11 protein-coding genes are annotated in these 14,935 nt (G+C 74.7%); 5 read left to right on the plus strand and 6 right to left on the minus strand.

What is annotated here, in order from left to right:
- Nucleotides 1-10: 10 nt before the first annotated feature.
- The 5 genes from ACFY32_RS19605 to ACFY32_RS19625 form a co-directional block, all read right to left on the minus strand.
- Nucleotides 11-1,381, minus strand: coding sequence for an extracellular solute-binding protein (locus ACFY32_RS19605; RefSeq protein ID WP_390674829.1), 1,371 nt, complete (start codon nucleotides 1,379-1,381; stop codon nucleotides 11-13).
- Nucleotides 1,381-4,047: a substrate-binding domain-containing protein gene (locus ACFY32_RS19610; protein WP_390674830.1), complete on the minus strand. Its 2,667-nt coding sequence runs from the start codon at nucleotides 4,045-4,047 to the stop codon at nucleotides 1,381-1,383. The genes ACFY32_RS19605 and ACFY32_RS19610 overlap by 1 nt, the downstream gene beginning before the upstream one ends.
- A gap of 4 nt (nucleotides 4,048-4,051) precedes the next feature.
- Nucleotides 4,052-4,414 carry a hypothetical protein gene (locus tag ACFY32_RS19615; protein ID WP_390674831.1) on the minus strand — a complete coding sequence of 121 codons (363 nt, stop codon included), beginning with the start codon at nucleotides 4,412-4,414 and terminating at the stop codon, nucleotides 4,052-4,054.
- Nucleotides 4,415-4,423: 9 nt separating this feature from the next.
- On the minus strand, nucleotides 4,424-5,536 hold the full coding sequence (locus tag ACFY32_RS19620) for a hypothetical protein (RefSeq protein ID WP_359190150.1): 1,113 nt from the start codon (nucleotides 5,534-5,536) through the stop codon (nucleotides 4,424-4,426).
- A gap of 82 nt (nucleotides 5,537-5,618) precedes the next feature.
- The gene (locus ACFY32_RS19625; RefSeq protein ID WP_359190153.1) at nucleotides 5,619-6,761 is read right to left on the minus strand and encodes a PP2C family protein-serine/threonine phosphatase; all 1,143 of its coding nucleotides are present in this window, start codon (nucleotides 6,759-6,761) and stop codon (nucleotides 5,619-5,621) included.
- 219 nt (nucleotides 6,762-6,980) lie between these two features.
- Here ACFY32_RS19625 and ACFY32_RS19630 point away from each other — a divergent pair, with 219 nt between their 5' ends.
- From ACFY32_RS19630 to ACFY32_RS19640, 3 genes are all read left to right on the plus strand, one after another.
- Nucleotides 6,981-7,343, plus strand: a complete 363-nt coding sequence (locus ACFY32_RS19630) for a hypothetical protein (RefSeq protein WP_359190156.1) — start codon at nucleotides 6,981-6,983, stop codon at nucleotides 7,341-7,343.
- 162 nt (nucleotides 7,344-7,505) lie between these two features.
- Nucleotides 7,506-8,420: a hypothetical protein gene (locus ACFY32_RS19635; protein WP_359190159.1), complete on the plus strand. Its 915-nt coding sequence runs from the start codon at nucleotides 7,506-7,508 to the stop codon at nucleotides 8,418-8,420.
- A 52-nt stretch (nucleotides 8,421-8,472) separates the two neighbouring features.
- Nucleotides 8,473-9,480 (plus strand): endonuclease/exonuclease/phosphatase family protein, encoded by a 1,008-nt coding sequence (locus ACFY32_RS19640; RefSeq protein WP_390674832.1) that lies wholly within the window; start codon nucleotides 8,473-8,475, stop codon nucleotides 9,478-9,480.
- Between the two features lie 34 nt (nucleotides 9,481-9,514).
- On the opposite strand, the gene ACFY32_RS19645 is transcribed toward ACFY32_RS19640, so the two are convergent.
- Nucleotides 9,515-11,590, minus strand: coding sequence for a PhoX family protein (locus ACFY32_RS19645; RefSeq protein WP_359190888.1), 2,076 nt, complete (start codon nucleotides 11,588-11,590; stop codon nucleotides 9,515-9,517).
- A 232-nt stretch (nucleotides 11,591-11,822) separates the two neighbouring features.
- Between ACFY32_RS19645 and ACFY32_RS19650 the strand changes: the two genes are divergently transcribed.
- Nucleotides 11,823-13,289, plus strand: a complete 1,467-nt coding sequence (locus ACFY32_RS19650; RefSeq protein WP_390674834.1) for a VWA domain-containing protein — start codon at nucleotides 11,823-11,825, stop codon at nucleotides 13,287-13,289.
- Nucleotides 13,290-13,299: 10 nt separating this feature from the next.
- The gene (metG, locus tag ACFY32_RS19655) at nucleotides 13,300-14,916 is read left to right on the plus strand and encodes a methionine--tRNA ligase (RefSeq protein WP_359190165.1); all 1,617 of its coding nucleotides are present in this window, start codon (nucleotides 13,300-13,302) and stop codon (nucleotides 14,914-14,916) included.
- Nucleotides 14,917-14,935 lie beyond the last annotated feature (19 nt).

The raw sequence follows: 14,935 nt of genomic DNA on the forward strand, positions 1-14,935 counted from the left end.
GCCGCCGGGCTCAGTCCGGCAGCGCCCGGCGCAGTGCCGCGTCCAGCGTCCGGGCCAGCGTCGCGTCGTCCGGCGGGTCGGCGCCGAACAGCGGGCCCAGGTGCGCGGTGAACGTCTGGGTGAAGGCCCCGTACAGCGGGGTGCGCGGCCGGTGCACCGCCGCGCGCAGGGCGGGCAGCAGCACGGTGCGGGCGTAGGCGGGCCGGTCGGTGGCGTCCCGGGGCATCCGGTCCGGCCGCTCCCCGGTCGGCGACGGCGACGGCTTGTCCCCGGCCACCGGGCAGCGCAGCCCCGGGTCGTCGTACGCCGAGACCCGCGTCGCCGCGAAACCGGCGTCCAGCAGACAGCGCTCGCTGGCCCGGCCGGTGAGGAACCCGACCAGCTCGGCCGCCTTCCCGGCCCGCCGGGAGTCCCGGGTCACCGCCAGGTTCTGCCCGCCGAGCACGGCCCGCCCCGGCAGCGCGGTCACCCCCAACTGCTCCGCGCCGAAGGTCTCGTGCAGGGTGCGGTACGCGTAGGGCCAGTGCCGCAGGAAGGTGGTCCGGCCGTCCGCGAAGGCCCCGAGGGAGGCCGCCTCGTCGGACCGGACCGCCTCGGGCAGGGTGTACGGCGCGGCGGCCCGGCGGCGCAGCTCCGCGACGCCCCGGGTCAGCGCTCCGACGGTGGCCGTGTAGTGGCCCGCGTCGTCGGTGAGCGCGGCGTCCTGCCCGGTGGACGCGAACGCCTCCACCGCGTTGACCGTCCGGCCCTCGTAGGCGGCGAGCTGGGTGGTCCAGCCCCGCTCCCGGCCCGGCAGGTCGGCCTCGGCGACGGTGTTGAACAGGTCCTCCAGGTCCGCCCAGTCCTTCACGTCCCGCAGGTCGGTGGATTCCAGGCCGGCCCGTTCCAGGTCGTCGCGCCGGTAGTAGAGGAGGCCGACGTCGCTGTTGAAGGGCACCGCGTAGGTCCGCCCGTCCCAGCGGGCGGTGCGCGCCACGGAGTCGATGACGTCCGCGTCGACGAGCGTGCCGGGCAGCGGGCGGACCAGCCCGGCGGCGGCGAACTCCGGCACCCAGGTGACATCGAGGTTGACCACGTCGTAGGCGGCGCTGCCGGACTGCAGGGCGCCCAGGAGCTGGCCGCGCTGTTCGTCGGCGCTGCCGGGCAGTTCCACCAGCCGGGCGCGGTAGTCGCTGCCCGCCCGTTCCTGGCGCTCGTTCCAGGCGTCGATGAGCCGCTGCCGCACGCCGTTGCGCCCGGTGACGTCCCGGCCGCTGGCGACCACGATGTCCCCGGGCACGTCGGCGGAGGGCGCGGGCCCGGCGCCGCCCCCGCCGCCGGTGCAGGCGGCGAGGCAGAGCAGGACCAGCAGGGCCAGCAGGGCGGCGGGGCGCCGGGTCATCAGTCCTCCCCCGTTCCGGTGCGCGCGACCTCGTCGTGCAGGGCTCCGCCGAGGTCGTCGCCGGTGTCCAGGCAGCGCCCGCCGGTCGCCTCGGAGATCCGGGCGTCCGGCTCGCCCGCGTCGCAGCTCCCGCCGGTCAGGGACACCATCGTCACCGGCACGCCGGCCGCGCGGGCCGCGCCGATGACGTCGGCGAGCCGGTCGCCGGTCAGGCGGCCCGCGTCCTCGTCGTCGGTTATGTACACGACCAGGTCGGGCCGCTCGTCGTCGGCGCCGCGCAGCCTCATCGCGTCCAGCGCGGCGAGCAGCGCGCCGTGCGGGTCGGCCTCGGCGTCCCGGACCACGGCGGCCCGGTCGACGGTCCGCTCGGCGTCCCGGCGGGCGTGCCGGCCGAAGGGCAGCAGCGTGTCGTACGGGTCGTCGCCGGTGCCGGAGACCGTCCACAGGGCGTACTCGTCCCGGCCGCCGAGGCCCCCGAGCGACTGCTTGAGCAGCCCGGGGCCGCCGCCGGAGCCCTCCCACCGCCCGGCCATCGAGCCGGAACTGTCCAGCAGGAACAGCGCCCGGCCCGGCCCGCCCACGTTCCGGTAGCCGTCCAGGGCGGCCTCGGTCGCGTCCCGCCCGGCCGTCCTGGTCAGCCGCGAGGGCGCGTGCAGCACCCCGGCGGCCCGGTCCGCGTCGAGCAGCGCCCGGTCGTCGGTCGCCGAGCGGAAGCCGTCCCGGGCGAACACCGCGCGCCCCGGCGCCCCCGCGAGCCACCGGCGGAACGCCTCGGCGGCGTCGTCCCGCGCCCCGGCGTCCCGGTCGGCGCCCTGCCAGCGCACCCGCGTGAAGACCGGCTCCAGGCCCGGTACGTCGCCGGGGTACTGGGCGATCCGCGCGGTGCGCCGCCTGCTGTCGCAGCCCACGCCGCTCTTCATCAGGAACTCGGGGACGAGGGCGGCGGTGCGCTCGTCCACGGCGTCGACGTCGGGCAGCACGCACAGCAGGTCGGCGGCGGTGGGCGAGGGCGGTCCGGGCTGGGCGACCCGGCGTTCCGCCCCGGCCGCGTCGCGGGCGCCGGAGCCGGTGCCGGTGCCGTACAGGCCGACCGTGGCGAGCAGGCCGGTGTCGGTGAACTCCGGGTCGGGCCGCCGTACCTCGGCCTCGGGGAGCCGCCCGCGCAGCGCGTCGATCATCCGGTTCAGCGGCACGCCGACCCGCTCCTCCAGCAGTTCGGCGGCGACGGCCTGGGGCACGGCCAGCACCACCGGTGAGTACGCCAGCGGCGTGCCGTCGGCGTCCAGGCGGGCCACCGCGTCGGTGTCCTGGGCCGCCGTCACCCGGGCGACGTCGGCGGGGCTGCCCGGAATCCAGATGTCCGGCTGGGGACCGACGTCCCGCTGCGGGTTGGCACCGGCGCCGGGCTCCTTCCAGGCCCCGGACCGCCGGCCGAGCGCGGTGACCGCGTCGGCGGTACCGGCACTGTAGACGGTGATCCCGCTGCGCCGGCAGCCGTCGCCGGCGGTGTTCTGCTCCGAGGTGAGGTAGGCGTCGGCGGCGGCCCGGACGGTCGGCTCCAGGTCGGGGTCGGTCAGCACCCGCAGCTCCAGCGGCGGCGCGCACCGCACCGGGTCGCCGGTCAGGACGACGATGCGGTAGGAGCCGATGCCGATCAGGGCGAGGGCGAGCAGCCCGGCGAGGACGGCCGGGCGCCGCCGGGAGCCGGGGCGGGGGCGGTCCGGCGGGCCGGCGCGGTCCTGGCCGGCCGGGACGCGGGCCCGGCGGCGTCGCCGTACCGCCGCCACGGCGGCACCGGCGGCGGTGCGCAACCGGACCGGCAGCGGGGGCTTCGGCGGGTCAGGGGGCGCGGGGCGCTCCGGGAACGCGGGGCGCTCCGGGGGCGCGGGCCCCGGACCGTCGGCCGGGGCCGGGCCCGGGGCCCGCAGCAGTACGTCCTCCCCGGGCTCCGCCCGGCTCAGCGGCTCCCACGGCTCGCCCCGCAGCGTGCGGTGGCCGCCCGCCGCCATCGCCTCGCGCAGCCCGTCCGCGAGCCCCCGGAACCACAGTCCCCCCTCGCCGTCCTTGCCGTCGCCCTCCAGCAGCCGGGCGAGTTCGGCGGTGAACGGGGTCGGCGTGCCCGGGTCGCCCGCGTCGGTGCGGTGGTTGGCCTGCACGCTCATCAGCAGCAGGACGCGCCGCTTGTCGCGGAAGGTCTCCCAGACCCAGGCCGCGTTGCCCGCGAAGCAGCAGTCGAGGACGATCACGATCCGCCGGGCCTCGCTGGTGGCCAGGACCGTCAGCACGGTGGTGAACATCTCCGCGCCGGGGAACACCGCGTGCCCGCCCGCCACCACGCTGGCGTTGCGCATCTGCAGGAACAGCTCGTCGCCCGCGCTGGGGATCGCCCCGTGCCCGGCGAAGTACAGCAGCAGCACGCCCTCGGCCTCGGCGGCGGTCTGCCGCAGGGCCCGGCTGAAGTCGTCCAGCGACGGCGACCGGGAGACGGTGATCTCGCGCTCGCCGAACACCCCGCCCCGGCGCAGCGCCTCCCGCAGTCGGTTGAGGCTGTGCTTGACCGCGGGCAGGTCTCCCGGCACGCCGTGCGGCGGCCGGACGAGGTCGTACTCGGACACCCCGACCAGCAGCGCCCGGTTCACCAGCCCACGCGGGTCGAGACCGGCCACCGGGTCACCTGTCGTCGGGGTTCACCGGATCGACGCGGCTCTCGGGCGGCTCGCCGTCCTCCACCTGGCGGCGGTTGGTCCGCCACGCCTCCACGGCCGCCTTGACCTGGTCCAGCAGCTCCCGGAACGTCACGGACGCGGCGCCCCCGACCAGCGCCACCACGATCTCCATGCCGATGCCCATCGGGGCGCCGGTCCCGTCGGTGCGGCTGCGCTCGTCGATCCGGAGCCGGCCGGCCCGGACCAGCTCGTCCAGCGGTTTCTCCCGCTCCAGCCATTTGCGCAGGGCGCCGATGTCGCTCTCGGTCGCGGTGCCGTCCAGTCGCACGCGGATGTCCAACGCGGCCCCTTCGTCCCCCTCAGCCATGACTCACCATCATGACAGCGCGGTCGAGCCGGGGCGAGGGTCCGGACGGGCCGCTTGCCGGGCCTCGGGGTCCAACTGGCCGAGCTGGCGGCGCACATGGTCCAGCGCGCCCTGACGGCGGCCGGGGACCCGCCCGCGCAACTCCGCGAGCGAGGCGCCCAGTTCGCGGGCGGCGGCGGGGTCGTGGATCTGGCCCCACTGGTGGTGGGCGCGGTCCACGGCGGCCTCGACGGCGGGCGCGTCCGGTGCCTGTCCGGCGCCGAGCCGGGCGGCGGCCACCGTCAGCCAGGCCCGGCAACTGCGCACCGGGTCCCCGGCGAACATCGCCAGGTCGGCCCGGACCTCCGTCCAGTGCAGGGCGTCCTCGGAGGCGGGGCCGTGGGCCTGGCCGGCGGCCCGCTCGTGCCGGGCGGCGAGCGCGTCGGCCTCGGCGTGCCGGCCGGCCTGGACGGCGGCGGCGATCGCGGCGTGCGGATCGCCGGTGTCCGGTCCCGGAGCGGCCAGCACCAGGTCGGCGCCGGTCGCGCCCTCGGCCGCAGCGCGGTCCAGCGCCTGCTGGTGCAGGACGTCGAGCGGCGGCCGGTGCCCGCTGCGCAGCACCGTCGCCACGCCCCGCATGTACGCCGGGACGCCCACCTTCCGCCGGGACGGGGGCGGCGCGATGCGACCGTAAACGGCGTTGTTCCGCCCGCAGTCGAACGGGTGCTCGCCGAGCCACTCCCAGGTTTCCTGGTCGGCGTGCAGGTCGAGGAGGAGCGTCGTCGCGCCGGTCGGCCGCAGGCGCAGTTCCTCGCGGACCCAGTGCCAGGGCAGCGCGGTGTAGCGGACGGTCGACGGGGTGGTGCGGGCCAGCGCCAGATGCGGCAGGCGCTGGCGCCGGTCCAACTGGAGCTGCCCGGTGACGTACACGGTGAGCGGTCCCGGGGCCGCGGCGGCGGCGCGCAGCCGGGTCAGGACCGCCTGCGGCTCCAGCGGGTCGGCCAGCTCGACGACGTTGGCGGTGCCGGTGCCGGACAGCACGGCGGGCTCCACCGCCGCCAGGACGGGGAGCACCGAGGCCGCGTCCACCAGGCGTCCCTTGCCGGCGGGCGCCGCCGCGAGCAGCAGCACGGTTCCGGGCATGTCCCCTCCCCCTGTCGATCACGTACGGCAGCACGGTAACCGCTGCGGCTGCAAAGAGGGGCCCGGAGTGCGAGTTGGGCCCTTACTCGACCACGGGCCGCCGCACCGCGAACACCGTCGTGTCGTCCGCCAGTCTCCCCCCGCAGTGCTTCAGCGTGCCCTCGCGGACCACGGCGACCAGCTTGCGCGGGGTGATCGCCCCGGGGTCGGCGGCGACCGCGTGGGCGACCTCCTCGGCGTGCCGGTAGAAGCAGCCCTCGCGGTCCCGGGCCTCGGTGACGCCGTCCGTGACGACCAGCAGCGTCTCCTCGGGGGCGAGGCGCAGCCGGCGCACCGGGGGCGGCCCGGTGCCCAGCTCCGCCATGCCCAGCGGCAGCCCGCCGGTCACCGGCAACTGACGTACGCCCCCGGGGCCGGCGGCGAGCGGGGGTTCGTGGCCGAAGACGACCGTGTCGACCGCGTCGGGCGGGTCGTCGGGGAAGCTCAGCAGCACGGCGGTGGCGAAGCGGTCGCCGTCGGCCCGGCCGAGGGCCACGGTGTGCCGCCGGTGCCGGGTGAGCCGTACCTCCAGGTGCTCGGCGACCGTGGCGAGGTCGGCCTCGTGGTAGCCGGCCTCGCGGAACGCGCCGAGCAGCGCCGCCGCCGTCTCCACCGCGCCCAGGCCCTTGCCCTGGACGTCGCCGACCAGGACCCGGGTGCCGTGCGGGCCGGGCTGGATGTCGTAGAAGTCGCCGCCGACGCGGGCCTCGGTGTCGGCGGCGAGGTAGACACCGGCGTGGTCGAGGCCGCCCCAGCCCGGCGGCAGCGGGCGCAGCACGGCCCGCCGGGTGGTGTCGGCGACGTCCCGCATGTGCAGCATCCGCCGCTCGCCGCGCACCCGGAGCACACAGGCCGCAGTGGCCAGCAGACCGCCGACGGCGACGAGGATGAAGTCGGGCAGCCCGCTCTGGTACTGGTGCGGCCAGGCGCTGTCGACCATGAGGTACGTGAGGACCGCGAGGACGGCGAAGACGGCGGTGGCCCACACCCCGCACAGCGCGGCGGCGATCCCGGGGACCAGCACGATCCAGGAGATCATGCGGAACTCCCCGGTGGTGTTGGCGTCGGCCACCGCGACCGCGAGGAGCAGCAGCAGCGGCGCGACCCAGCCGACGCCGCGACCGCGGACCCGCACCAGTTGGTGCCGGTGCACCGGGTCGGGGCGCTCGGGGTCGCGGCCTCTCACCGCCTCAGCGAAACACGGGCCCGCGCGGGCCGCATCCTGAGTTGCCCGCGGGGCTCGCGGGGTGTGCGCTGGTAGGCGGGGGCGAGGCGAGAAGGGAGTGCTCTCATGGCTCATGCGGCACCCGTGTCATCCGTGCCCGGCTCCGGTCCGAGGCCCGGTTCGAGGCCCGGCTCCGGCTCCGGCGGGACGCCCGACGTCTTCGGACCGAGGGCCCACCGGATGGCGAAGTGGGCGCTGCCCGTCCTGCTCGGCCTGGTCTTCGGGTTCTGGGCGGCGGCCAACCGGCGCTACGGCGGGCCCATCACCGGCTGGAACCTGCTGTTCGGCTGGCTGTGCACGCTGGTGTTCGTGGTGGCGTACTCCGTGGTGCGGGAGGTGGCCCGGCATCTGCGGCGCGAGCACCACGCCCTGCTGTGGGCCGCGTTCACCGGCTGCGCGACCGGATTCCTGATCAGCCAGTCGCCCTACGTCAGCCTGCTGCGGGCGGTGATCCCGGCGCTGGCGGCGGCGCTGGGCGTGTTCGTCATGCTGTTCTACGTCTACTACACGCGCGAGGACCCGGGCGGCCGGTCCGTCACCTGACCGGCGGACGGCCGACCCCAGCACGCCTCCCGGAAGGCCGGCCCACCGCGCCGTCCCGGTCGGTCCAGGACCGCCCCCGGGGGGCGCCCGGGTGGGCCGTTCTCCTCGCCCGTTCGGGCGTGCGTGCTCGCGCGGGAGGCGGGCGGGGGTTTGCCTGGGAGGGTGACCCCACGTCTGCGCGGCGCCCTGTCGGGCGTGCTGATCACCCTCGCCTGCCTGCTGGTGCCCTGCGGGACGCTGGCGGGCTGGGCGGCGTACGGACTCACCGACACCGGCCGGTACGTCGCCGCCATGGCGCCGCTCGCCGCCGACCCGGCGGTGCGGGACGCGGTCGCGGACACCGTGCGCGACGGCGTCCTCGACCAGGTCGCCGCCGACGCCGTCGACGGCACCCGTCCCGGCCCGCCCCCGGGCACCGTCGCCGTGTTCGTGCACGACGCGGCGCGGTCGTTCACCCGCACCCCCGCCTTCCGCGCCGGATGGGACGCGGCGAACCGGGCCGTCCACCGGGCCGTGCTGCGCGCCCTGCGCGAGGACGGGGCGCGCGGCCGGGCGGTCACCGTCGACCTCGCGCCGGTCACCGCCCGGGTCAAGCAGCGCCTCGCCCACGACCACGTGCCCTTCGCCCACCGCATCCCGGTCCGGCACCTCGCCGTCACCGTGCTCCCGGCCGCCGAGACGGAACATCTGAGGAAGGGCTACCGCGTGCTGGACCTCGCCGCGTTCTGGCTGCCGCTGGCCGCCGTCGTCTGCGCGGTCGCCGGGATCGCCGTCGCCGCCTGCCGCCGCCGCGCGGTGCTGGCCGCCGGTCTCGGCACCGCCCTGGGCGGCGCGCTGCTCGGCCTGGCGGTCGCCGTCGGCCGCCGCCTCACCCTCGCCGAGCTGCCCGGCGCCGCCCGGGGCCCCGCCGCCGGGGCCGTGTACGACGCCCTCACCGCGACCCTGCGCACCGCCGCCTGGCTGCTGATCGCCCTCGGTCTGACCGTCGCCCTGGCGTCCTGGCTGGCCGGCCGGTCGCGCCGCGCGACGACCGCCGGCGCCGCGAGGGAACTTTCCGACCGCGCCCCGCGTCTGTGAGAAAGGGCTCGCGCAGGGAACGGCCCCTCACCTGCGAGCGGAAGGCCGGGACGTGGACACGGACATCACGGCCGCCGAGCGGAGAGCCCCGGGCGGCATACCCGGGGAGCGCCGCACCGGCCGGCGGTTCGCCGTCTGCTGCGCGGCCCTGCTCCTGGCCGGGGTCAGCGTGGTCGTCGGCCACCGCGTCGCCGACAGCGACGGCATCACCCCGGTGCCCCAGTTGCTGGCCTTCCTGCCCTGGCTGCTGGTCCCCGTCGGCCTCGCGCTGCTGCTGTCGCTGCTGGGCCGCTCCTGGCTCGGCCTGCTCTGGGGCGTCCTCCTGCTCGGCCTGCTGGCCTGGTATCTCCAGCCGTACGGCAAGACCGGCGACCCCATCGGGCAGCCCGCCGCCGAGCTGCGCATCCTCACCTCGAACGTCGAGTTCGGGCAGGCCACCGGCGCCCTGGTCGCCGCCGTCCGCGAGGAGAAGCCCGACCTCGTCTTCGTCCAGGAGTGCGACGACGCCTGCGCCAGGACCCTGCGCCGCGACCTGGCCGCCGACTACCCGCACCACCGGGCCGTCGGGGGCGACGGCGCGGCGGGCTCCGTCATCCTCGGCCGCCTGCCGCTGACGGCCGCCGACGGCGTCGAGGCCAGCATGGGCATGCCCGCGGCGGTCGCGGACGTCGACGGCACCTCCGTACGCCTCCAGCTCGCCCACCCCATGCCGCCGGTGCCCGGCCAGGTCGGCCTGTGGCGTGCCGAGCTGGGCCGGCTGCGGGCCGCGGTCGCCGCGGACACCAGGACCCCGACCGTCGTGGCCGGCGACTTCAACGCCTCGCAGGACCACGCCGCGTTCCGCCGCATCCTCGACGCCGGGGTGCGCGACGCGGCCCGGCTGGCCGGCTCCTCCCGGGCGCCGAGCTGGCCGGCGCGGACCACTCCGGCCTTCGGCGCGCAGATCGACCACGTCCTGGTCTCGGAGGACTTCTCCGCCCGCGACGCCCGGTTCCTCGACCTGCCCGGCACCGACCACCGGGCGCTGCTCGTCGACCTGACCCTGTACCGGGTGGTCTGACCGGCCCGGCACAGGGTCGGGTCGACGCCGGTGCTCAGACGCCGATGTCGCGGCCGTCCGCGCGCCACACCGCCACGACCGCCGGGCGGACGATCCGGCCCGGTCCGTCGGGCCAGGTGCTGGCCGGCTTCTCCACCGAGGCCCCGTCGATCTCGCCCGGGTGCTGCACGGCGACCAGGACGCGCCGGTCCTGGACGACCGGACCGCAGGTCTCGGCGCCGTTCGGCACGGTCAGGAACTGCTTCAGCTCACCGCGCCGCTCGCCGGCCGTCGCCACCCCGAAGAGGCCGTCGTGGGTGCCGAGCGCGTTGCCGTCGGTGGAGATCCACAGGTTGCCGTGGTCGTCGAAGGCGACGTTGTCCGGGCAGGAGATGGCGCTGACCGCCTCCTTGGGGAAGCCCGCGAAGTACGTCGCCGGGTCCGCCGGGTCGCCCGCGACCAGGAACAGCGACCAGGCGAACCGCGTCGCGTCGGCCTGGTTCCAGCGCTCGGTCAGCTCCAGGATGTGCCCGTGCTTGTTGGCGTTGCGGGGGTTGGCCTCGTCCGCCGGGGCGTTCGCGCCGACCCCGCGGTTGCTGTTGTTGGTCAGGGCGACGTACACCTTGCCGGTGTGCGGGTTGGGCTCGATGTCCTCGGGCCGGTCCATCTTGGTGGCGCCGACCTTGTCGCCGGCGAGCCGGGTGAAGACGCACACCTCCTCGGCGGTCATGCCCTCGACGTGCGAGACGGCCCCGTGCTCGTCGGCCGTCACCAGCGGAATCCACACCCCGCTGCCGTCGAACTCGCCGTCGGCGGGCAGCTTGCCGGTGCCGTCGATCTCGATCGCCGGGGAGTCGCCGGTCAGCTTGGCGACGTACAGCGTGCCCTCGTCCAGCAGCGACAGGTTGTGCTCGCGGGCGGCGCGGCTGTCGCCCTTCTTCATCCGCTTGCTGCCGACGAACTTGTAGAAGTAGTCGAAGCGCTCGTCGTCGCCGGTGTAGACGACGGGGCGCCCGTCCCGGGTCAGCCGCACGGTGGCCGCCTCGTGCTTGAAGCGCCCGAGCAGGGTGTGCTTGCGGGGCGTGGAGTCCGGGTCGTACGGGTCCAGCTCGACGACGTACCCGAAGCGGTGCACCTCGTTGGGCTCCTGGGAGACGTCGAACCGCTTGTCGAACCGCTCCCACTTGCGCTCGGTGGCGCCGGTGCCGATGCCGTACCGCTTGTCCGTGGCGCGGCTGCTGTTGGCGAAGTACTGGTTGAAGTTCTCCTCGCCGTGCAGGGTGGTGCCCCACGGGGTGGTGCCGCCGGAGCAGTTGTTCAGGGTGCCGAGCACCTTGCGGCCGGTGCGGTCGGCGGAGGTCTTCACCAGGTCGGAGCCGGCCGCGGGCCCGGTCAGCCGGAACTCGGTGGTGGCGGTGACGCGCCGGTTGAGGTGGTGCCGGTTGACGACGGTCAGCTTGCCGCTGCGGCGGTCCTCCGCCACGGCCACCACGGACAGCCCGTGCGCGGCCCAGGCGATCTCGACCTGCTCGCGGGTGGGGTTCGCGGGGTCGTAGCCCCGGAACATCAGCACCTCGTCGGTGTACTCGTGGTTGGCCACCAGCAACTGCCGGTCGCGCTCGCCCGGCAGCGGCAGCAGCGCGAGGAAGTCGTTGTTGTACCCGAACTGCCCGGCCTGCGCCTTGGCGCTCTGCCGCTCCGGGTCGAAGGCGGGCGCCCCGCGCAGAATCGGTTCGCCCCAGCGGACGACGACGTTCTGCCGGTACCCGTCCGGTACGACGACGGCGTCCTCCTTGTTGGGCGCCACCGGCGTGAAGCGCAGGCCCCGGGCGCCCTTCGGCTTGCCCTGGCCGTGGCCCTTCCCGGCGGCCGGCGCGGCCTGCGCCCCGGGCGCGGCACCGACGGTGACGGCACCGGCGCCGGCCGCGGCGACGGTGACCACGGCGGCGGCCCGCATCATCGAACGGCGGCTGAGGGCGCCGGCGATGACGTCACCGACGTACTCGTTGTCGCTGGTGTTGGGCACCTCGTGGAAGCAGGCGTCACCACACCGGAAACGACAGGTCATGGCGGACCGTCCGCCAGGGTGCGAACCGGACGGTGTTCCGATCAACGGCAGCAGCTTGCGCACTTTGCTCTCCCCTTGGATACCCATGGTGTCAGCGTGACCGTAGGTGCGCATATGTGCGGGAGCCGGGCGCCCGCGTGAACAGGGAGTGAACCCATGACATCCGGAGTGACGCCGACGGAGGCCGAATCCAGCCCTTGACGCGGGCGCGGAGAGGGTAGCCGGGGCCGCTAACCTTACGTGTCCGTCCTGGCCAGGGATCGACGGGCATCAACTCACGTGAAGGGTTGCGCACATGGGCATTCTCTCTCTCCTGCGGAAAGCGTTCGGCCGCTCCCGCACACCGCAGACCCCCGACCCCACCCCCTCCACGCCGCCGCCCACGGCCCCGCCCGAGCCGACCCCGCACGTCCCCGAACCCCGCTCCAAGGTCCACGACCTGGTGACGGAAGCCTTCGACAAACTCACCCTCCCCACCCAGAAGAACCCCGACCCAGAACCCAAGACGAAGACCGACCCCACTCCCGAGCCGAAGCCGGAGCCCGAGCCGGAGCCGAAGCCCGAGGCGAAGGCCGAGCCGGAGCCGAAGCCCGAGGCGAAGGCTGAGCCTGAGCCGAAGCCCGAGCCCGAGCCCGAGCCCGAGGCGAAGGCCGAGCCTGAGCCCGAGCCCGAGGCGAAGGCTGAGCCTGAGCCGAAGCCCGAGCCGGAGCCCGAGGCGAAGGCCGAACCCGAGCCGGAGCCCGAGGCGAAGCCTGAGCCCGAGGCGACCCCGGAACCAGAGCCGGAGCCGGAGCCCGAACCGGACCCCACCCCCACTCGCACTCCCGCGGAAGGCGAACCCGCAGCCGCCGACGGCGATCCCGCCCCACAGGGGCCACCCGCACACGACGACGAGACCGCCACGGGTGGTGCGGGTGGGAACACCCCCACCCCCGCCGAAGGCGAACCCGCACACGACGACGAGAGCGTCACGGGTGGTGCGGGTGGGAACACCTCCACTCCCGCCGAAGGCGAACCCGCACACGACGACGAACCCGCCACGAGCAGCACAGGCACCCACAAAAAACCCGCGACACCCCCCACCCGCATCCGCTCCCGCGCCCCCCACCTCCTCCCCGCCCACAAGGCCGCCACCGCCGCCCTCAAGAAGCACGGCCTCACCGGCACCCGCGCCACCGTCTACCTCGTCCTGGACCGCTCCGCGAGCATGCGCCCGTACTACAAGGACGGCTCCGCCCAGGCCCTCGCCGAGCAGACCCTCGCCCTCGCCGCCCAGGTCGACCCCGACCCCGCCGTCCCGGTCGTCTTCTTCTCCACGGAGCTGGACGGCGTCACCCACCTCACCCTCACCGACCACCAGGACAAGATCGACAAGGTGCACGCCGAGCTGGGCCGCATGGGCCGTACCAGCTACCACGCCGCCGTGGCCGAGATCCTCGCCCTGCACGACAAGTCGGACGACCCCGCCGCCCCCGCCCTGGTCGTCTTCCAGACGGACGGCGCCCCGGACGCCCGGACCCCCGCCACCGAGGCCCTCACCGCCGCCGCGGAGAGTCACCCGGCCGTGTTCTTCTCCTTCGTCGCCTTCGGTGACCCGGAGAACAAGGCGTTCGACTACCTCCGCAAGCTGAAGACGGCCAACACGTCGTACTTCCTGGCCGGCGAGACCCCGAAGGAACTCACCGACAAGGAGATGTACGAGGGCATCGTCGCCGCCTGGCGCCCCGAAACGCGGGTGAGTCGATCTCCCGAGGCCAAGTAGGATTTCGACCATGGCGGCCACTGGATCAGAGAAGCAGGGTGGCAAGGCGTTCTACGTCACCACCCCCATCTACTACGTAAACGACGCTCCTCACCTGGGCCACGCCTATACGACCGTCGCAGGGGACGTGCTCACCCGCTGGCACCGTCAGCGCGGCGAGAAGGTGTGGTACCTCACCGGCACGGACGAGCACGGTCAGAAGATCATGCGCACCGCGGAGGCGAACGGCGTCAGCCCGCAGCAGTGGGCGGACAAGCTCGTCGACGAGGCATGGAAGCCCCTCTGGGACCACCTCGGCATCGCGAACGACGATTTCATCCGCACCACGCAGAAGCGGCACACCGACCGCGTCCAGGAATTCGTGCAGGACCTGTACGACAGGGGCGAGATCTACAAGGGCGGCTACGAGGGCCCGTACTGCGTGGGCTGCGAGGAGTACAAGCTCCCCGGCGAGCTGCTCGACGGCGAGGGCGAGTACGCGGGCCAGAAGCTGTGCCCGATCCACAAGAAGCCGGTGGAGATCCTCAGCGAGGAGAACTACTTCTTCAAGCTGAGCGCGTACGGCGAGAAGCTCCTCGCCCACTACGAGGCCAACCCGGGCTTCATCCAGCCCGAGTCCGCGCGCAACGAGGTCGTGAACTTCGTCCGCCAGGGCCTCCAGGACCTCTCCATCTCCCGCTCGACCTTCGACTGGGGCATCCCGATCCCCTGGGACGAGAAGCACGTCATCTACGTGTGGGTCGACGCGCTGCTGAACTACGCCACGGCGGTCGGCTACAACGAGAACCAGGAGAAGTTCGAGGAGACCTTCCCCGCCGACGTGCACCTGGTCGGCAAGGACATCCTCCGCTTCCACGCGGTGATCTGGCCCGCGATGCTGATGGCGCAGGGCCTCCCGCTGCCCGGCAAGGTCGCCGCCAACGGCTGGCTGATGGTCGGCGGCGAGAAGATGTCGAAGTCCAACCTGACCGGCATCAAGCCGCAGGACCTCACCTCGCACTTCGGCGTGGACGCCTACCGCTGGTACTTCCTGCGCGCGATCGCCTTCGGCCAGGACGGCTCGTTCTCCTGGGAGGACTTCTCCGCCCGCTACACCAGCGAGCTGGCCAACGACTACGGCAACCTCGCCTCCCGCGTCGCGGCGATGGTCGGCAAGTACTTCGGCGGCGAACTCCCGGCGGCCACGGCCGACGGCGAGGCGGAGCGGGCCATCCACGACGGCCTGGCGAAGGCGGTCGCGGAGGCGGACCGCCGCATCGGCGAGGAGCTGGACTTCCAGGGCGGCATCCTGGCCGTCTTCGACTTCGTGAAGCAGGTCAACGGCTACATCACCGAGCAGGAGCCCTGGAAGGTCGCCAAGGACGACTCGCCCGAGGGCAAGGCCCGCCTGGCGACCATCCTCTACACGGCCGCCGAGTCGCTGCGCGCCGTCGCCGTCCTGCTGAACCCGGTGATGCCGGAGACCTCCCAGAAGCTCTGGGACTCCCTCGGCGCCGAGGCGTCGCTGGGCGCCCTCGCCGAGCAGCGGGTCCAGGACGCGGCCGACTGGGGCCGCCTCCCGGCCGGCTCGACGGTCACCAAGGGCGCGGTCCTCTTCCCGCGTCTTGAGGAGAAGCCGACCGCGTAACGCGCTCGCCACAAGCGAG

It is taken from the genome of Streptomyces sp. NPDC000134, assembly GCF_042899225.1.
Lineage (GTDB): Bacteria > Actinomycetota > Actinomycetes > Streptomycetales > Streptomycetaceae > Streptomyces.